12 protein-coding genes are annotated in these 20,068 nt (G+C 41.7%); all 12 read left to right on the top strand.

All coding sequences use genetic code 11. The features are described 5' to 3' along the window. The first annotated feature begins 8 nt into the window (after positions 1-8). The 12 genes from BACINT_RS19825 to BACINT_RS19770 all read left to right on the top strand — a co-directional run bounded on the left by BACINT_RS19825 (position 9) and on the right by BACINT_RS19770 (position 20,047). On the top strand, positions 9-569 hold the full coding sequence (locus BACINT_RS19825; protein WP_007666462.1) for an RNA polymerase sigma-70 factor: 561 nt from the start codon (positions 9-11) through the stop codon (positions 567-569). Positions 570-600: 31 nt separating this feature from the next. Then, positions 601-1,608, top strand: a complete 1,008-nt coding sequence (locus BACINT_RS19820) for a FecR family protein (protein ID WP_007666461.1) — start codon at positions 601-603, stop codon at positions 1,606-1,608. A 41-nt stretch (positions 1,609-1,649) separates the two neighbouring features. Continuing rightward, the gene (locus BACINT_RS19815; RefSeq protein ID WP_021967053.1) at positions 1,650-3,929 is read left to right on the top strand and encodes a GH92 family glycosyl hydrolase; all 2,280 of its coding nucleotides are present in this window, start codon (positions 1,650-1,652) and stop codon (positions 3,927-3,929) included. 189 nt (positions 3,930-4,118) lie between these two features. Beyond that, on the top strand, positions 4,119-7,463 hold the full coding sequence (locus tag BACINT_RS19810; RefSeq protein ID WP_007666458.1) for a TonB-dependent receptor: 3,345 nt from the start codon (positions 4,119-4,121) through the stop codon (positions 7,461-7,463). A 22-nt stretch (positions 7,464-7,485) separates the two neighbouring features. Further along, positions 7,486-9,063 (top strand): RagB/SusD family nutrient uptake outer membrane protein, encoded by a 1,578-nt coding sequence (locus tag BACINT_RS19805; RefSeq protein ID WP_007666457.1) that lies wholly within the window; start codon positions 7,486-7,488, stop codon positions 9,061-9,063. Positions 9,064-9,089: 26 nt separating this feature from the next. Then, the gene (locus BACINT_RS19800) at positions 9,090-10,094 is read left to right on the top strand and encodes a glycoside hydrolase family 18 (RefSeq protein WP_044155383.1); all 1,005 of its coding nucleotides are present in this window, start codon (positions 9,090-9,092) and stop codon (positions 10,092-10,094) included. Between the two features lie 8 nt (positions 10,095-10,102). Then, on the top strand, positions 10,103-11,257 hold the full coding sequence (locus tag BACINT_RS19795) for a DUF1735 and LamG domain-containing protein (RefSeq protein WP_007666455.1): 1,155 nt from the start codon (positions 10,103-10,105) through the stop codon (positions 11,255-11,257). 30 nt (positions 11,258-11,287) lie between these two features. Then, positions 11,288-13,261 (top strand): BT_3987 domain-containing protein, encoded by a 1,974-nt coding sequence (locus BACINT_RS19790; RefSeq protein WP_044155380.1) that lies wholly within the window; start codon positions 11,288-11,290, stop codon positions 13,259-13,261. Between the two features lie 149 nt (positions 13,262-13,410). Next, complete coding sequence (locus tag BACINT_RS19785) at positions 13,411-15,417, top strand: glycoside hydrolase family 97 protein (protein WP_007666453.1); 2,007 nt, start codon at positions 13,411-13,413, stop codon at positions 15,415-15,417. 27 nt (positions 15,418-15,444) lie between these two features. Next, positions 15,445-17,712 (top strand): GH92 family glycosyl hydrolase, encoded by a 2,268-nt coding sequence (locus tag BACINT_RS19780; RefSeq protein WP_007666452.1) that lies wholly within the window; start codon positions 15,445-15,447, stop codon positions 17,710-17,712. Positions 17,713-17,736: 24 nt separating this feature from the next. Next, a complete protein-coding gene (locus tag BACINT_RS19775) occupies positions 17,737-19,047 on the top strand; it encodes an MFS transporter (protein ID WP_007666451.1) in 1,311 nt (436 codons plus the stop codon). 28 nt (positions 19,048-19,075) lie between these two features. Beyond that, positions 19,076-20,047, top strand: coding sequence for a glycoside hydrolase family 130 protein (locus BACINT_RS19770; RefSeq protein ID WP_007666450.1), 972 nt, complete (start codon positions 19,076-19,078; stop codon positions 20,045-20,047). The last annotated feature ends 21 nt before the right edge of the window (positions 20,048-20,068 follow it).

Raw genomic sequence — 20,068 nt, 5'->3', positions numbered from 1 at the left:
GTGGGATTATGGGTGATAACTTTGATTCAACTTATAAACTCCTTTTCCGTAAATACTATGCCAATCTGCTTTTCTATGCTACACGTATTGTGGGCGAGGAAGAAGCAGAGGACGTAGTACAAGATGTGTTTGTGGAATTGTGGCGACGAAAAGATACAGTGACGGTGGGAGAGCAGATACAGGCATTTCTGTATCGGGCGGTGTATACCCGTGCTTTGAATGTTTTGAAGCACCGGGATATCAAGAATAGTTACGAAGCTGTCGTAATGGAAATTAATCAGAAGAGGGTTGAATTCTATCAGCCGGATAGTAATGATGTAGTGAAAAGGATAGAGGATCGTGAGCTTAGAAGAGAGCTTTCCGAAGCCATTAATGGACTGCCGGATAAATGCAAGATGGTTTTCAAACTCAGTTATCTGCATGATATGAAGAACAAAGAAATTGCAGAAACAATGGGAATATCGTTACGGACGGTAGAGGCTCACATGTATAAAGCTTTGAAGTTCCTGCGTGAAAGATTGGGCTACCTCAACTTTATGTTAGTCCTGTTTTTATTGAATAAGGTATAAGTGTTTTTGTCGAAACGATTGTTTTATTAGTATGATGAAAGAAGGAAAAAACAAGTTGAATGAAGAATTACTGGTCAAATTCCTTATGGGTGAATGTTCTGAAGAAGAACTCCGTGAGGTGAACACTTGGCTGAACGAGTCGGACGATAATGCGCGTGAATTGTTCAGGATAGAGGAAATATATCATCTGGGAAAGAATGGCGATTCTACTGATGAGAAAAAAATAGAAAAAGCAGAAAAGCAGTTATTCAAACGGTTGGCACAGGAAGAAGCTAAACAGTTCAAGGTGCGTAGAATGCATACTTGGATGAAGTATGCTGCTATGTTCATAGGAATTTTTTTTGTATCCGGTTTGAGCTATCATATCTATCAGTCTCAAAGTGAAGAACAGTTAGTGGCTGTTGTAGCCCGGGATGAGGTGAAGGAGTTGATGCTGCCCGATGGCACTAAAGTATGGTTGAATAAGCATACAACCTTGAAGTACCCGCGTGAGTTTTCTGAAAATGGAAGAAATGTGTATATGGAGGGAGAGGCTTATTTTGAAGTAAAGAGAAATGTAGAAAAGCCTTTTATTGTGCGAAGTGAAGCCATGCAAGTCAGAGTGCTGGGTACGGTCTTTAACTTGAAGAGTGATCAGATGAACCGTTCGGCAGTAGCTACACTGATTAAGGGAGAAATTGAGGTGAAAGGCAATCACAATGAGGGTATGATTGTGTTGGCCCCGGGACAAAAAGCCGAATTGAACGCTGTAACTCGTCGTCTGGTAGTGAAGCAAGTGGATACAGGTATTGAGAATTGGCATAATAATCAGTTTGTCTTTGAAAATGCCGATATATTTACGATTGCCCGTACTTTAGAGAATTCTTATGGAGTGAAGATTATTCTGGCGCCTGATATGGATGCTACTAAAACATATTCGGGTACACTGAAGAAGAAAAACACTGTGGAGGATATCCTGAATTTGATTAAAAGTACAAATGCAATACCTATTGAATATAAAATTGTAGGAAATAGTGTATTTTTGTCTCCCAAAAAATAAAAGGAAACTTTTGAAATATATAATCTTATAAATATAATAGTATGAGAAGGCTGCTTTTATCAATGTGCTTTTTGGGCTGTGCTCTTTGGGCGCAGACTAAAGATTTAACACAATACGTTAACCCGCTGATGGGTACGTTATCCAGTTTCGAACTATCTACAGGCAATACATATCCTGCTATCGCACGTCCATGGGGTATGAATTTCTGGACTCCTCAAACAGGAAAAATGGGAGATGGTTGGCAGTATGTTTATACCGCCCATAAAATCCGTGGTTTTAAACAAACCCATCAACCCAGTCCCTGGATTAATGACTACGGTCAGTTTTCTATCATGCCGGTAGTGGGCAAACCCGAATTTAATGAAGATAAGCGTGCCAGCTGGTTCTCTCATAAAGGAGAAGTTGCATTGCCTCATTATTATAAGGTGTATCTTGCTGAACACGATGTCGTGACAGAGTTTACTCCCACTGAACGTGCTGTTTTATTCCGTTTTACTTTTCCGGAGAATGAACATTCATATATTGTAGTGGATGCTTTCGACAAAGGATCTTATATTAAAATTATTCCTGAACAAAATAAGATTATCGGATACACAACCCGTAACAGTGGTGGAGTGCCCAATAACTTCAAGAACTACTTTGTTATTGAGTTCGACAAGCCTTTCACTTATCAGGCTTCTGTTGCCGATGGCGTTTTGGCAGAGAATCAAAAAGAGCAGAAGGCCGGACATGCAGGTGCAATCATTGGTTTTAAAACCCGTAAAGGAGAAATCGTGCATGCTCGTGTAGCCTCTTCCTTTATCGGTTTTGAGCAGGCAGACAGAAACTTGAAAGAGCTTGGAAACGATAGTTTTGATACTTTGGTTCAGAAAGGGCAAGATGCCTGGAATGAGGTATTGGGTAAAATAGAAGTGGATGGTGGCAATCTTGATCAGTATCGTACTTTTTATTCTTGTCTGTATCGTTCGGTACTTTTCCCCCGTGCTTTTTATGAATTTGATGAAACTGGCAATCCTGTTCATTATAGTCCTTACAATGGTCAGGTATTACCTGGATATATGTATACGGATACCGGCTTCTGGGATACTTTCCGTTGCCTGTTCCCTTTCCTCAACCTGATGTATCCTTCGGTAAACAAACAAATCCAGGAAGGTCTCGTCAATACATATAAGGAAAGCGGTTTCTTCCCTGAATGGGCTAGCCCGGGACATCGTGGTTGTATGATTGGCAACAACTCTGCCTCTGTACTGGCTGATGCCTATCTGAAGGGGGTTAAAGTGGATGATGTGGCTACCTTGTATGAAGGACTTATCCATGGCACAAAGAATGTACATCCTGAAGTTTCTTCTACCGGACGTCTCGGTTATGAATATTATAATGAATTAGGTTATGTTCCTTATGACGTAAAGATCAATGAGAATGCTGCCCGTACTCTGGAATATGCTTATGATGACTGGTGTATCTATCAGATGGCAAAAGCGCTGGATCGTCCGAAGAAAGAGCAGAAACTTTTTGCCAATCGTGCTATGAACTATAAGAACGTGTTCGATAAGGAAAGCCTGTTGATGCGTGGACGTAATAAAGATGGGCAGTTCCAGACACCTTTCTCACCTTTGAAATGGGGAGATGCCTTTACAGAAGGAAACAGTTGGCATTACTCCTGGTCCGTTTTCCACGATCCGCAAGGTTTGATCGATTTGATGGGTGGTGAAAAAGTTTTTGTCGAAATGCTGGATTCTGTGTTTATTGTTCCTCCCATCTTCGATGACAGCTATTATGGACAGGTGATTCATGAAATACGTGAAATGACAGTGATGAACATGGGTAACTATGCGCATGGTAACCAGCCTATACAGCACATGATTTACATGTACAATTATGCCGGGCAGCCTTGGAAAGCCCAATATTGGTTGCGTCAGGTGATGAACCGTATGTATACTCCAGGTTCTGATGGGTATTGTGGAGATGAAGACAATGGGCAGACTTCTGCCTGGTATGTGTTCTCAGCATTAGGCTTCTATCCGGTTTGTCCGGGAACCGATGAGTATGTTCTCGGTGCTCCTTTGTTCAAGAAAGCTACACTTCATCTTGAGAATGGCCGTTCATTGGTTATTGATGCAGCAAACAATAGTTCTGAAAATATGTATATTGAATCGCTTCGTCTGGATGGAAATGAATATACGAAGAATTATGTGAAACATGAAGACCTGTTGAAGGGCGGTGTCCTGAAATTTGATATGGGTAATAAGCCCAACTTACAGAGAGGAATACATCCGGAAGATTATCCATATTCTTTCTCTAACGAAATAAAAAAGAAGTAAGGGCTGAAGTTAATAATGTAAGAAAGAAGGGAATAGAAATTAAAACTATTCCCTTTTTTGTTTTAATGAAAAAAAATATCATTTTGTAGTAAGTGTATTTTTAGCGACTGTTGTTTATATATGAAAGTCGGGAGAAAGGATCTCCTGGCAGATTAAAATTAACCAATGTGTAACCTTTAAACTTTGTTTATGGACAACAATCATGCTTTTCAAAGTTCGAAATTTCTACGGGCTTTATTAGTCTTGTTCTTCATGACTGTATCAGTTCAGTGGACTTTTGCCCAACTGGATTTGAACATGTCTCGCACGACATTAGGTACGGTCATTGAACAAATCAAAACTCAATCCAAGTATCAATTTTTTTATGACGACAAACTTGCTGCTACGGCAGTGGAAAAAGTCAATGTGAAGAATGCATCTATCGAAGATGCCTTGACTGCTATTCTTAAAGGGAAAAATATTTCTTTTAAAGTAGAAGATAACATTGTTTATCTTTCAGAGAAGTCTCAATCAGGACAAGAAGGTGCCCAACAAGGAAAAGAACGTACGATAACCGGTCAGGTATCGGACGATATGGGGCCTCTGATCGGTGTCAATGTATTGGTGAAAGGTACCAGTGTGGGTTGTATCACCGATTTTGACGGTAATTTTACGCTGACCACAACAGAAGCAAATCCTGTAATTCAATTCTCTTATGTCGGTTATAAAACACAGGAGATTGCAGCAAAGGAACAGAGTGTTATCAATCTGATGATGGAGAGCGATTCTCAACTGGTAGAAGAGGTTGTTGTAACTGCCTTGGGTATTAAACGTGCAACTAAAGCATTGAGTTACAATGTTCAGGAAATCAAAAGTGATGAACTGACCAGAGTGAAAGATGCTAACCTTGTAAACTCTTTGTCTGGTAAAGTGGCGGGTGTTACCATTAATGCCAGTTCCTCCGGTGTAGGTGGTGCCAGTAAAGTAGTGATGCGTGGTACGAAAGGTATTGATCAGTCCAGCAACGCTCTTTATGTGATCGATGGTGTACCTATGTTCAATCTTTCCGGTGAAGGTGGTCAGGAATTTGACTCTAAAGGTTCTTCAGAAGCGATTGCAGATATAAATCCGGAAGACATCGAATCTATGTCTGTACTGACGGGTGCTGCCGCTGCCGCTTTGTATGGTAGTCACGCTGCCAATGGTGCTATTGTTATTACGACTAAGAAAGGCAAGGAAGGACGTTTGAGTTTGACTGTATCACAGAATACTGAATTTCTCCGTCCGTTTGTTACTCCTAATTTTCAGAATTCTTATGGCACAGGCGATCTTCTGTCCAGTGCAGGTTCTGTAGAAAAAAGCTGGGGTAATAAATTGAACCCTTCCAATTACATGGGATATGATCCGATCAATGACTTTCTGAGAACAGGTGTGGTAGCTACCGAAACCGTTTCTTTATCTACAGGTACGGAAAAGAATCAGACTTACTTCTCTGCGAGTGCTGTGAATTCTGTCGGTATGGTTCCGAATAACGATTATGACCGTTATAACTTTACTTTCCGCAACACTACTTCTTTCCTGAATGATAAGATGACACTGGATGTAAGTGCTTCTTATATCAAACAGAAAGACCAAAATATGGTGAATCAGGGTACTTACTCTAATCCGTTGGTTACAGCTTATTTGTTCCCTCGTGGTGACGACTGGAATGAGATTAAGATGTACGAACGCTGGGATACTTCCCGTAACATCTATACACAATATTGGCCACAGGGCATCGATACTTTTACAGGACAAAATCCGTACTGGATTGCTTATCGTAACCTGCGTGAGAATAATAAGGATCGTTATATGTTGAGTGGTAGCTTGAGCTATAAGATTTTAGATTGGTTGAGTGTATCAGGCCGTGTGCGTGTGGATAACTCTGCAAGTACTTATACGGAAAAGCTTTATGCTACAAGTAATACTACATTGGCCGAAGGCTCTAACAACGGTTTGTATGGTATTTCTAATACGAATGACAAGCAAACTTATGCTGATATCATGTTGAACATCAATAAAAACTTTGGTGAAAATCTTACTTTCCAGGCTAATATTGGTGCTTCTTTATCGGATATGCAACAAGATGTACTGCAAAATCGTGGTCCTATCAGTGAAGACGGTATTCCTAACGTTTTCAATGTATTCCAGTTGGATGACAGTAAGACAAAACGTACGCAGTCAGGTTTTCATGATCAGACTCAGTCTGTTTTTGCCAGTCTTGAATTAGGATATAAGAGTACTTATTACTTGACTTTGACCGGACGTTCTGACTGGCCTTCACAATTGGCAGGTCCTAATTCTACTCAGAGTGCATTCCTTTATCCTTCAGTCGGTGGTTCTGTTATTTTGTCCGAGTTACTGAAATTGCCACAACAAATTTCTTTTCTGAAAGTACGTGGCTCATTTGCATCTGTGGGTCTTCCTTTCCCGCGTTTCCTGGCCAACCCTACTTATTCATGGGATAACTCCAATAAGGTTTGGCAATCCAAACGTAACTATCCGATGTATAATCTGAAACCGGAAAGAACGGATTCATGGGAAGTAGGTCTTACTGCCCGTTTCCTGAATCATTTTAATCTGGATTTGGCTTTGTATACTACTAAAACTTATAATCAGACGTTTGACCCTAAGATTTCCGTATCTTCCGGTTACTCAACATTGTATGTGCAGACGGGTAGCGTACGAAATAAGGGTATTGAATTAGGATTGGGCTATTCTAATGAATGGGGTAAATTTAAATGGTCCAGTAATTACGTATTCAGTACCAATAAGAATGAGATTCTTGAACTGCTGGAAAACTATGTGCATCCTGAAACCGGAACTGTCATCACTAAAGAACGCTTGGATGTAGGTGGTATGGGACAGGCTCGTTTCATTCTGAAGAAAGGTGGCTCTTTGGGTGATCTCTATTCTACTGCCGACCTGCAACGTGATAGTAACGGCAATATTCTGGTAGATCAGAATGGTAGTGTGACTGCTAATTATAATGCAGAAGATATTAAATTGGGTAGCGTATTTGCAAAATGCAATATGTCGTGGAGAAATGATTTCAGCTGGAAGAACCTGAATTTTGGTTTCATGCTCTCTGCACGTATCGGTGGTATCGTTTACTCTGCTACTCAGGCTGCTATGGATATGTATGGTGTTTCTGAGTCAACAGAAATAGCACGCAATCAAGGTGGTGTTTATGTGAATGGAACGGACTTGGTAAATGCACAGAAATGGTATACTACTATCGGTTCTCAGTCTGGTATTCCACAATATTACACTTACAGTGCTACCAATCTGCGTCTCCAGGAAGCCAGTGTCGGTTATACTATACCGAGAGATAAACTTTGGAATGTGGCTGACGTGACCGTATCTCTGGTAGGCCGTAACTTGCTGATGCTTTATTGTAAAGCTCCGTTCGATCCGGAAGCAGTAGCTTCTACCGGTAACTACTATCAGGGTATTGACAACTTTATGACGCCGAGTGCGCGTAGCTTAGGATTCAATGTAAGATTTAAGTTCTAACAGATTAAAGAAAGAAAAAACAATGAGAAAATCAATTATAAAATTCGCTTTATGCGGTGGAATGTTAGCTGGCATGTTGGCATCTTGCACAGGTGATTATATGGATTATAATACCAATCCGTATGAAGCAACCAAAGACCAGATGGACCGTGATGCCTACTTGACTCGTTCGGCATTGACAGGTATGCAGGGATATGTCATCCCTACGGATGTACTTCTTAATCAGTTTCTGGAGGCCCTTTTGGGTGGACCTTACGGTGGCTATTTGGCGGAATCCAATTCCGGTTTCACGAACCGTTTCTCCAACTACAACCAATCTCAGGACTGGGTAGGTAAATTATATAAAGATGTTATTCCTAATGTGTATGCTAACTATGCACAGTTGGAAGCTGCAACTGAAGACCCTGTTTATTTGTCAGTAGGAAAAGTTGTAAAGGTAGCAGCTATCTTGCGTGTTACAGATGGATACGGTCCTATTCCTTATTCCCAGTTGGGGGCCAATGGTGACCTGACTGCTCCGCTGGATACTCAGAAGAAAGTTTATGAGACTATGTTGAATGAACTGGATGAGGCAGTGACTGCATTATTACCACATCGTACGGAGACTTTTTCATCCAAAGCTGATAAGGTTTATAGTGGTAAAGTGGAAAACTGGATAAAACTGGCGAATTCTTTGAAATTGCGTATGGCTATGCGTATGGTGTATGTAGATTCTACTACGGCACAAGCTAAAGCGGTGGAAGCTGTTGACTCAGAAAGAGGAGGTGTGTTTACATCAAATGATGATAATGCGACCATTCAGGCTACTACTAATCCATTCAGAGTTATTATGTATGAATATAATGGCGGTGACTCTCGTATTGCGGCAGATATTACTGCCTATATGAATGGTTACAAAGATCCTCGTCGTGAAAAATATTTTGTTGAATCTACCTTTACAACAGCCGATGGAGTGAAGAACGGGTATCATGGTATTCGTTTGGGAACTGAACCGCTTCCGAGTGAAACAGCTCATAAGTATTCTAACATGAATGTTGAAGCCAATACGAAACTTGTTTGGATGACTGCTGCTGAAGTTGCCTTCCTGCGTGCCGAAGGTGCATTGCGTGGTTGGAACATGGGTGGAACTGCAGAAAGTTTTTATAAGAAAGGCGTAGAGTTATCATTCAGTCAATGGGGGGCTTCCGGTGCTGATGCTTATCTGGAAGATGGTAGTAGTTTGCCCGATCTGTATAAAGATCCTCTGGGTACTTATAGTTATAACGGTTCTCAGCCGACTATTACGATTAAGTATGATAATAGCGCCGTCTTTGAAACAAATCTGGAACGTATAATTACCCAGAAATGGATCGCCATATTCCCGTTGGGTAACGAAGCATGGGCTGAATTCCGTCGTACGGGTTACCCGCGTCTGATGACTGCTGCCGTTAATAAAAACAAGGCGGAAGTTCCCGAAGGTACTTTTCCACGCCGCTTGCCTTATCCGCAGGATGAGTACAAGGACAATGGTACGAATGTGCAGAATGCTCTGCAAGATTTGAAACCTGCGAACGATAGAATGTCTTCCAAAGTATGGTGGGACTGCAACCCTAACATCTAATAAAGAAAAGAATTATGAAAAATAAAATGAAAAATATATTCATCGTAGCTTCCTGCTTCGCTGCCATAACCTGTTTCAGCGCATGTGACGACTGGACGGAAGTAGAGAATGTGAATATCAATACTCCCGGAATAGAGGAACAAGATCCGGCTGCGTATGCCAAATATCTGCAAAATTTGGTAGCCTATAAGAATTCGGACCATAAGGTTGTATATGCCTGGTTCGACAATAGCGAGAAAACACCGTTCAGTCGTGGACAGCATATCTCTGATGCTCCTGACAGTTTGGACGTAATTTCCATGATGTACCCAGCAGAACTGGCTGCGTTTGAATTAGTTGATATGCAAACTGTACATGCTAAGGGTACCAAGGTGGTATATACTATCAGTTTTGATAAGATTCAAAAAGAATATACTGAAAAAGTAAAGGAAGGTACGGAAACCGGATCTTTCGATACTTATCTGAAGTCAGAAATGGACAAACAGATTGGTTATGCAGGGAGTTTCGATGGTATGATTACTGAATATAAGGGAAATAATCCTATTTATATGTCTGCCGAACAAAAAGCAGAGGCAAAGAAATATCAGGATATTTTTTTCAGTGCTGTTTTAACCTGGAAAACTGCTAATGCAGATAAGTTGCTGACATTTCAGGGATATCCGGAAAATTTGATTGAGCAGACCATTTTGACTAATTGTAAGCACATCATCCTGGCTACGGATAATGTAACGGATGATGCACAGTTGTCGGTATTTGCCCGTTTGGCCATGGCTGCTGCAGGTGTTCCGACTGATCGTTTCGTAGTTGCTGTTTCCACAGCTTCACTGGATGCATCTGATAAGCAAACCGGGTTCTACGGTACCGACCGGGCGCTTACGGAGGCAGCTTATTGGACTACGGAACCATCTGATGGCTATACCCGTGCCGGATTGGCTATTTATAATGTTCAGAATGACTATTACAATGCTACTAACACATACCAGTATGTGAAAGAGGCTATTAATATTATGAACCCTGCTCCTAAAAAATAAATCAAGCTATGAAATTAAAAAACTTATATTTATTATCGATCACATTGCTGTCTGTAGCTTTGACAGCTTGTAGTGATGATACTGAAACGTTTGATAACCAAGTGTATATAGATGCTTCGGTGAAGACTAGTAATGTTTTACTGAAGAATACGATTCCTTCTGCGGAAGGTGAATTCAGGGTTGCTATGGCTAAGCCGGAAAATGCAGATGTAACTATTTCCTTGAAAGCTGAACCTGCGTTGGTTGACACTTATAATGCTGCATTTTATGATAATGCTGAGGCTTTGCCGAGTAAGCATTATACATTGGAAACTCCACAGACTGTGATTCCTGCCGGATCTGTTCTTTCAGAAAAAGTCACATTGAAATTTGGTAATCTGACAGAGCTGGATGCTGAAAAGGTTTATGTATTACCTGTAACCATTGATCAGGCTAACGTAGGTATTCTGCAAAGTGCCCGTACCATGTATTACGTATTTAAAGGTGCTGCCCTTATCAATGTAGTAGCTGATCTTACTAAGAATCTTGTATACGTAAATTGGGGTACACCTGAAAAGGCAAATGGTTTACGGAAGCTGACTGTGGAAGTATTAGTAAATCCCAGCAAGCTCGATAAAGCTATCAGTACAGTTCTGGGTATTGAAGGATATTTCCTGCTCCGTTTCGGAGATACTGCGCCGGCAAAGAATTGTTTGCAGATTGTAGGTCCTGGAGATAAGAAGATAAATTCAGAAGATCTGACTGTGGCTACCGGTGAATGGACACATATTGCAGTGACTTATGATGCTGAAGCTCAAAAAGTGATAGCCTATTTCAATGGCGTGAATAAATTGGAAGCGACAGCGAATTGGGGAGCATTGGATTTGGGAAAGACAAAAACTGATGAGGGTAATGGCTTCTGGATTGGTCACTCTTATAACCGTGATCGTTGGTTTGATGGTGAAATGTCCGAATGCCGTATTTGGAATAAGGTTTTAACTCAGGAGGAAATTAATGCAAAGAATCATTTTTATCAGGTAGAACCGGGTGCGGAAGGACTGGTTGCCTATTGGAAATTTGATGAAGGTGTAGGTACTTCAATAGCCGATTATAGCGGGAATGAGAATCATGCTACAGCGGTGGAATCGCTTACTTGGACTGCGGTAGAATTGCCTGCGAAATAAATTAAGTTATATTTTAAACAGATGTATATTATGAAATATATGAATCACATAAAATTAGGCTTGTTGGCAGTTACCTTTGCCTGTGCAGGAACTGTTTTCACAAGTTGTGAAGATGACATTACGATCAATGCCGTTAATACAGAAAAGCTGGATACAGTGGATGGCGTATACGGTTATGTCAGATCAGCTGCCGGAGCACGCGAACTTACTTCAATTTCTCTCTTTGGGGATAAAGCCGGTACGGGACATCTTTATTTTGAATTGAGTAAAGCTGCTGAAAAAGACATAACGGTTACTTTCAAAGTAGATGCAACAGCACTTGAAGTTTATAATGCTGCTCATGGTACATCTTATGCTATGTATCCTGCTGATAAATTGAGCTTGGCAAATGGTGGTACGGTGACTGTTAAAACCGGAGAGAAAAAGTCCGGTGCAGTAGAATTAACTATTAATGCCGGAGGTTCAATCGGTTCAACCTATGCAGTAGCGGTTTCAGCTACTGCAAATGATGGAGTGGCTGTTTCAGCTAATAATCAGACTTATATTTATTTGGTGAAGCCATTGGCAGCTGTGCCTGATTCTAAAAAGGGAGATGTACGTACTCTCTGTTTTGTGGAAGTGAATGATGAAAATATCCTGAATTGTGGTGAATATGTAATGAAGGAAAGTGGAAAACCGTTCTTTGATGTAGTTAGTATCTTTGCTGCCAATATCAATGTGGATAGTGAAAGCGGCCGTGTGCATATTCATTGTAACGATCAGGTATCTTTCCTGTTGAAAAATGCAGATAAATTTATCCGTCCTTTGCAGGCTAAAGGTATCAAAGTCAATATGAGTATCTTGGGTAATCATGATGAAGCCGGTATGGGTAACTTATCGCAGGCTGCTGCGGCTGATTTTGCCAAAGAATTGAAAGCATTTGTCGATATTTATGGTTTGGACGGCATTGATTTTGATGACGAGTATACAGTTTACAAAGAGAATCCGAGTCCGGGCTTCGAGCAACGTTCCCGTGAGAATTACTGTCGCTTGATCAGCGAATGTCGCAAGGTGATGCCTGATAAATTGCTGGGTATTTATGAATATAAAAGTAATTTTGAGGATTCTCCAAGCGGAACTGTCGATGGTAAGTCTATTGGCGAATTGGTAGATTATATGTGTTATGGAACTTATCAGAGATACGTTAAAGGACGTGAATCTAATTTCACCGGACTTCCCAAATCAAAGTATGGTCCTTATTCATTGAAGATTAATGAAGAATATAAAGGTGGCTGGACAAGTTTTAAAGAAGAAACGATTCAGGACCTGAAAGATGCCGGATATGGTTTGCAGGTATTCTATAACCCGAAACCACAATTGTATTCTTATGATTATTATTTCACGGCTGTAAGTAAGATTCTGTTCAATGATGAGGTAGAATGGAGTGGTAAGTATTATGGAAGGACGGACTTCACGGCTTCAACAGGGGTTAAGTCTAACTATGAGGCTTATCTGGGTGAATGGCAAGTAGCTTCTACCAGTTCTTTATTCTTTTTTACGCCTCCCGAAGGTGGTAATGGTTGGTGGGATTATAATGGAGATCAGACATTTGATATTCGTATTGAGGCTAAAGAGGATGGTAAGACTTACTATATCTATGGTTGGGGAGAATATCCTGAAATAACCAATAAATATCCTTTGGTAGCTGAATTTGATTCCAATAATGGTAACTTTACTATTTCCATGCCTCAGGTTATTCATGAAGGTGATACAGAGGATCCCGAAACATGGGAAATGAGATGGGGAACTTATAAGAATGGTAACCAGAATACTTGGAAATACGATACAAATACGACTGCTACGAAGGGAGCATTTGATCCGCTTGGAAATCTGACTCTGATGGGTAGAGGCCAACGTTATGGCATATCTCTGTGCCGTATAGTAAATGGTACGGCAGAATTGCCGGAAGCATATTATGATGCTTATTATCATCCTGGCGCTAATTATAACCTGACTAAAAAGTAAGCTTTTGGCTTTTTAAAAGAGAATGTCTCAATTAATCATGCTATTTTATGTATCTTTGAGACATTCTCTTAACTATCTTGCTGACCGATAACTTTGGACACATGAATTCTGGTGAAACATATTTCCGATAACAAAATAATGAATCGAATATGAGAATACATTTTATTTATTTTATTGTGATTATTTGTCTGGCAAGTAGTTGCTCTTCTAAGCAAAAAGAGGTTTTTTCTCCTGATGGTCGTATCAGGTTACAGTTTGCTCTGAATGACAGTAACCGGATGACCTACCAAATTGAAGTTGACAGTATTCCTTTTGTAGCTTCTTCCTGTTTGGGATTCGAAGCAGAGAACGGGATTAATCTTCATAAAGAATTCCGTATTGTAGATATTGATTTCGCTACTCAGGATGAAACCTGGACGCAACCTTGGGGAGAAAATAAAACCATTCGCAACCATTACAATGAAATGGCTGTTCACTTGTCTGATGCAGCTGCTACCAAACTGATTTTACGGTTTCGTGTATTCGATGACGGGGTAGGATTCCGCTACGAATATGAAGTGGCCGGAGCAGACAGTCTTCTTATCACGGATGAGCTGACTGCGTTCAATATAGCACAGGATGGTACTTCATGGTCCATACCTGCCAATTATGATACTTATGAATTGCTATATCGTACACAGCCTGTCAGCCGGACAGACAATGCCAATACTCCCATGACATTTAAGGCAGGCAATGTATATGCCAGCATTCACGAAGCTGCATTGACGGACTTCCCCGAGATGACATTGAAAAATACAGGTGGTTGCAATTTCAAGTCGGAACTGGCTCCTTGGCCTGATGGCATTAAAGTGCGGGTAAACGGTAGTGTTTTCAAGTCGCCTTGGCGTACCATACAGATTGCTCCGAAAGCTGTCGGTCTAATTAACTCCGGGCTTATACTGAATCTGAATGAGCCTTGTGTACTGGAAACTACGGATTGGATACGTCCAATGAAGTATGTAGGTATCTGGTGGGGAATGCATCTGGGGGTAGAAAGCTGGGTGATAAATGACCGCCACGGTGCCACAACGGAGAATGCTAAACGTTATATTGACTTTGCAGCAGCTAACAACATTGAAGGAGTGATGTTTGAAGGCTGGAACGCCGGTTGGGAAAATTGGGGAGGCTCTCAGGACTTTGATTATACGCGTCCGTATGCTGACTTTGATATAAAGGAAATAGTCCGTTATGCTAAGGAAAAAGGAATTGAGATTATTGGACATCATGAAACGGGTGGCAACATAGTCAATTATGAGAAACAACTGGATAAGTCTTATAAATGGTATGCTGACTTGGGTATTCATAGTGTGAAGACCGGTTATGCCGGCGGACTTCCCAATGGGCACAATCATCATGGACAATACAATGTACGCCATTACCGTAAAGTGGTAAAGACTGCTGCAAAATATCATACCACTCTTGATGTACACGAACCGATCAAAGACACTGGTATCCGCCGTACATACCCCAATATGATGACTCGTGAGGGTGCCCGTGGCATGGAATGGAATGCCTGGAGCGAGGGAAATCCCCCCGAACATCATGTACTTTTGCCATTTACCCGTCTGTTGTCAGGGCCAATGGACTATACTCCGGGAATCTTCGACATACTGTATGAGCGTGCCAAAAAGTCTCCTTATCGCAAGAAGTGGAATATGAAGGATAGTAAGGATTGCCGGATCAATTCTACGCTGGCGAAACAGATCGCTAACTGGGTGATACTTTATTCTCCTTTGCAAATGGCTGCCGACATGATTGAAAATTACGAAGGACATCCTGCTTTTCAATTCTTTCGCGATTTTGATGCTGATTGTGACTGGTCGGAAGCGCTGGCAGGTGAGCCGGGAGAATATGTAGTCATAGTGCGCCGCGCAGGAGACAAATATTTCCTGGGTGCAGCTACTAATGAAGACGCACGTGAGGTTACAGTCAAATTGGATTTTCTGGAAAAAGGCAAGACTTACAGGGCTGTCATTTATGCTGATGGTAAAGAGGCTGACTGGATAACGAATCCTACGGCTTATGAGATTATAGAGAAGCAGGTGACTGCTGAAGACATTCTGTCCGTGGATATGGCAAGAGGTGGAGGACAAGCCATTACCTTTATGCCACTTTGATTATGAATATGTAATACTATTAAGAATATGAAGAAAAACATGAAACTGAATTTTATGTTGATGAGTGGAGTGCTGTTATTCGGAATGTACAGTTGTACCCCGGGAGCGCAGGATTATTCATCATACGTTAATCCGTTTATCGGTACGGGAGGGCATGGACATACTTACCCTGGGGCTGTAGTTCCGAACGGAATGATACAACCCAGTCCCGACACACGCATTTATCAGTGGGATGCCTGTTCCGGATATTATTATGCAGATTCTACTATGAATGGATTTTCGCATACCCATCTTAACGGCACAGGTTGTGGAGACTATGGTGATGTATTGCTGATGCCTACCGTAGGCAAACAGGATTATCATGCAATGGGAGAAGAGAGTCAACAGATGGCTTATGCTTCTGCTCTCTCTCATGACAATGAAGTGGCACAACCGGGCTACTATTCAGTCTTTTTGGATCGTTATCAGGTAAAAGCCGAATTGACGGCTACCAAACGTGCAGCTATTCACCGCTATACTTTCCCAAAGGCGGAAGATGCCGGATTTATACTGGACTTGGATTACAGTCTGCAGCGTCAGAAGAATGAAGAGATGGAGTTGGAGGTAATCAGTGATACAGAGATACGAGGACGCAAGAAAACAGTATATTGGGCATTTGACCAGTATATCAATTTCTATGCGAAGTTTTCCAAACCTTTTACCTATACATTGGTAACCGATTCTATGGCATTGGATGAAGGGGGGCCACTCTTTCCGACAGCTAAGGCTTTGTTACAGTTCCAGACAGAGAATAATGAGGAAGTTCTTGTGAAAGTCGGTGTTTCTGCTGTAGATATGGATGGGGCACGAAAGAATGTGGAAGCTGAAATACCTGAATGGGACTTTAACGGTGTGCGTAGTGCTGCCCGTGAATCATGGAATAATTATCTTGCCAAGATAGATATTGAAACGTCTGATAAGGACCAGCGAGTAATGTTTTATACTGCACTCTATCATACCGGTGTGCAACCTAATTTGTTTACAGATGCCGATGGACGCTATCTGGGTATGGATTTGAAACCTCATCAGGGTAGTGTGGAAGAGCCTATCTATACTGTATTCTCTTTATGGGATACATTCAGGGCATATCATCCGTTGATGACAATTATCGATCCTGATTTAAATGAAGCCTTTATCCGTTCATTAATCCGGAAGCAGCATGAGGGTGGTGTATATCCTATGTGGGAACTGGCCGGAAACTATACGGGAACAATGATCGGTTATCATGCTGCATCTATTATAGCTGATGCTTATATAAAAGGTTATCGTAATTTCGATGTGGAAGATGCATATAAGGCCTGTATCCGTGTTGCGGAATATGATACGACCGGTATTTTATGTCCGCCATTGGTATTACCCCACTTGATGCCTCAAGCTAAATACTGGAAGAATAAAATAGGCTATGTACCTTGCGACAAGGATAATGAATCCGTAGCAAAGGCGTTGGAATATGCTTATGACGACTGGTGTATTTCTGTGCTGGCAGATGCTATGGGAGATGAACCGAATGAGGAGAAATATGCAGCCTTTGCTAAGGGATACCAGGTTTATTTTGATGCTTCTACCCGTTTTATGCGCGGACTGGACAGTGAAGGTAATTGGCGTACTCCTTTCAATCCCCGTTCATCCAATCACCGTAGTGACGACTATTGCGAAGGTACAGCCTGGCAATGGACTTGGTTTGTGCCTCATGATATAGATGGATTAGTGGAGCTGATGGGAGGACGTGATGCCTTTATCGGTAAACTGGATTCTTTGTTTATTGCCGATTCAGCTTTGGAGGGTGATATGGTTTCTGCTGATATCTCCGGTTTGATAGGACAATATGCACATGGCAATGAACCAAGTCATCATATTACTCATCTGTATAACTATGTGGATCAACCTTGGCGGACACAAGAACTGGTGGATCAAATATTACATACCCTTTATTTTAATGATCCGGACGGATTGTCGGGCAATGAGGATTGCGGACAGATGTCCGCGTGGTTCATTCTCAATTCTATGGGTTTCTATCAGGTATGTCCGGGTAAACCGATTTATTCTATCGGTCGCCCATTATTCGAAAAATCGACCATTCAGTTGAAAGATGGTAAGACATTCACTGTCATAGCACATAATAACAGTCGCGAGAACAAGTATGTGCAGAGTATGGTACTGAATGGAAAGAAGTTGGATAAGCCTTTCTTTACGCATCAGGACATAGTAGATGGTGGTACGTTGGAACTGACGATGGGGAATGTCCCTCTGAAGTGAAGCAGAATGATTTAGTCAATAGGTATGAATCAAAATAGTCGTAATCCGATTTCCTGGGTACCCACCGTCTACTTTGCCATGGGGCTTCCCTTTGTGGTGCTGAATATGGTGTCTGTGCTGATGTTCAAAGGATTGGGGATTGGTGATGCACAGATTGCTCTGTGGACATCGCTGATAATGCTACCTTGGACACTGAAATTCCTTTGGAGTCCGTTCTTGGAAATGTTCAAGACGAAAAAGTTCTTTGTGGTGCTGACACAATTGATTACCGGGGCAGGTTTTGCCCTGGTAGCATTGGCGTTGCATCTTCCGGCTTTCTTTGCCGTGTGTATTGCTTTGTTGGCGGTTATTGCTTTCAGCGGGGCGACACACGATGTTGCAACAGATGGTGTTTATATGTCGGAACTGAATAAGCAGGATCAGGCCAAGTATATCGGTTGGCAAGGTGCTTTCTATAATATCGCTAAAATTGTTGCATCCGGTGGACTGGTTTGGTTGGCAGGCTGGTTGCTGAAATACTTCGGAGGAGTTCAGGGGACGGAAGAAGCTGTCCGCCATGAAGCGACTGTGCAAGCATGGATGACAGTCATGTTGATTCTGGCTGCTGTAATGGTATTCCTGGGAGTATATCATGTGCGTATGTTGCCTTCGGGAGGAACTGCAGCTACAGGCGCAGCATCCGGCAGGGAAACCTGGAATCGGTTGGTGGAAGTTATCCGTGCTTTCTTTCAGAAGAAGCATATCTGGTATTATGTGGCATTTATCATTCTTTATCGTTTGGCCGAGGGCTTTGTCATGAAGATTGTTCCGTTGTTTTTAAAGGCGGAACGTTCTGTTGGAGGATTGGGACTGGGAGAACAGGAGATAGGTCTGTACTATGGAACTTACGGGGCAGCTGCTTTTGTCTTGGGATCCCTGTTGGCAGGTTATTACATCTCTCACAGAGGATTGAGCCGGACATTGTTTTCGTTGTGTTGTGTTTTCAACCTGCCATTTCTGGCTTATACATTGCTGGCTATTTATCAGCCGGAGAATGGTATGCTGATAGGAAGTGCCATTGTGCTTGAATACTTCGGATATGGTTTCGGATTCGTAGGTCTGACACTGTTTATGATGCAGCAAGTGGCTCCCGGCAAACATCAGATGGCCCATTATGCCTTTGCTTCGGGCATCATGAATCTGGGAGTGATGCTTCCGGGATCTATCAGTGGTTTTGTTAGTGATGCGTTGGGATATAAGGCATTTTTTATTTTTACGATGTTTGCTACTATTCCGGCATTTCTGATCACTTATTTTGTGCCATTCACCTATCCGGATGAAAAGAAGAATCAATGAAATATATAACTAATAACATAGAAGAATTATGAAACAGATGATGAATATGCCTTGGGAAGAACGCCCGGAAGGTTGTACAGACGTTATGTGGCGTTACTCTAAAAACCCGGTTATCGGACGCTATCACATTCCGACTTCCAACAGTATTTTCAATAGTGCGGTAGTTCCGTTCGGGGATGGATTTGCCGGTGTCTTCCGTTGTGATAATAAGGCAGTGCAGATGAATATCTTTGCGGGCTTTAGTAAAGATGGAATCAATTGGGAGATAAACCATGAGCCTATCTGTTTCAAGGCGGGGAATACGGAGATGATAGAATCCGAGTATAAATACGATCCACGTGTCACCTGGATTGAAGATCGCTACTGGATTACCTGGTGCAACGGCTATCATGGACCTACTATCGGTATTGCCTATACATTCGATTTCAAAGAATTCTTCCAGTGCGAAAATGCCTTTTTGCCTTTTAACCGTAACGGGGTGCTTTTTCCGCAGAAGATAGATGGTAAATATGCTATGTTGAGCCGTCCGAGCGATAACGGTCATACACCGTTTGGAGATATTTACATCAGTTATAGTCCGGACATGAAATATTGGGGAGAACACCGTTGTGTGATGAAAGTTACTCCCTTTCCTGAAAGTGCATGGCAGTGTACGAAGATAGGTGCCGGTTCTGTACCGTTCCTTACTGAAGAGGGCTGGTTGATATTCTATCATGGAGTTATTACTACTTGCAACGGTTTCCGCTATTCTATGGGAGCGGCTATTCTTGATAAAGAAAATCCGGCAAAGGTATTGTATCGCACACGTCCGTACTTGCTTGCTCCTGCTGCTCCTTATGAATTGCAGGGAGATGTGCCCAATGTAGTATTCCCTTGTGCTTCTTTGCAGGATGGAGATAAAGTGGCAGTATATTATGGCGCTGCCGATACTGTTGTAGGTATGGCCTTTGGTTATATTTCGGAAATCATAGAATTTACGAAGAAAAACAGCATTGTATAGTTAATTCCTTAAAGAATCAGT

Source organism: Bacteroides intestinalis DSM 17393, assembly GCF_000172175.1.
Classification (GTDB): Bacteria; Bacteroidota; Bacteroidia; order Bacteroidales; family Bacteroidaceae; genus Bacteroides; species Bacteroides intestinalis.
The sequence above is the reverse complement of the archived record's forward strand: the minus strand, read 5'-3'. Positions and strand labels throughout refer to the sequence as shown.

Coding starts and splice junctions, on each gene's coding strand:
- BACINT_RS19825 (WP_007666462.1), top strand. CDS start 9: ATGGGTGATAACTTTGATTCAACTTATAAACTCCTTTTCCGTAAATAC.
- BACINT_RS19820 (WP_007666461.1), top strand. CDS start 601: ATGATGAAAGAAGGAAAAAACAAGTTGAATGAAGAATTACTGGTCAAA.
- BACINT_RS19815 (WP_021967053.1), top strand. CDS start 1,650: ATGAGAAGGCTGCTTTTATCAATGTGCTTTTTGGGCTGTGCTCTTTGG.
- BACINT_RS19810 (WP_007666458.1), top strand. CDS start 4,119: ATGGACAACAATCATGCTTTTCAAAGTTCGAAATTTCTACGGGCTTTA.
- BACINT_RS19805 (WP_007666457.1), top strand. CDS start 7,486: ATGAGAAAATCAATTATAAAATTCGCTTTATGCGGTGGAATGTTAGCT.
- BACINT_RS19800 (WP_044155383.1), top strand. CDS start 9,090: ATGAAAAATATATTCATCGTAGCTTCCTGCTTCGCTGCCATAACCTGT.
- BACINT_RS19795 (WP_007666455.1), top strand. CDS start 10,103: ATGAAATTAAAAAACTTATATTTATTATCGATCACATTGCTGTCTGTA.
- BACINT_RS19790 (WP_044155380.1), top strand. CDS start 11,288: ATGAAATATATGAATCACATAAAATTAGGCTTGTTGGCAGTTACCTTT.
- BACINT_RS19785 (WP_007666453.1), top strand. CDS start 13,411: ATGAGAATACATTTTATTTATTTTATTGTGATTATTTGTCTGGCAAGT.
- BACINT_RS19780 (WP_007666452.1), top strand. CDS start 15,445: ATGAAGAAAAACATGAAACTGAATTTTATGTTGATGAGTGGAGTGCTG.
- BACINT_RS19775 (WP_007666451.1), top strand. CDS start 17,737: ATGAATCAAAATAGTCGTAATCCGATTTCCTGGGTACCCACCGTCTAC.
- BACINT_RS19770 (WP_007666450.1), top strand. CDS start 19,076: ATGAAACAGATGATGAATATGCCTTGGGAAGAACGCCCGGAAGGTTGT.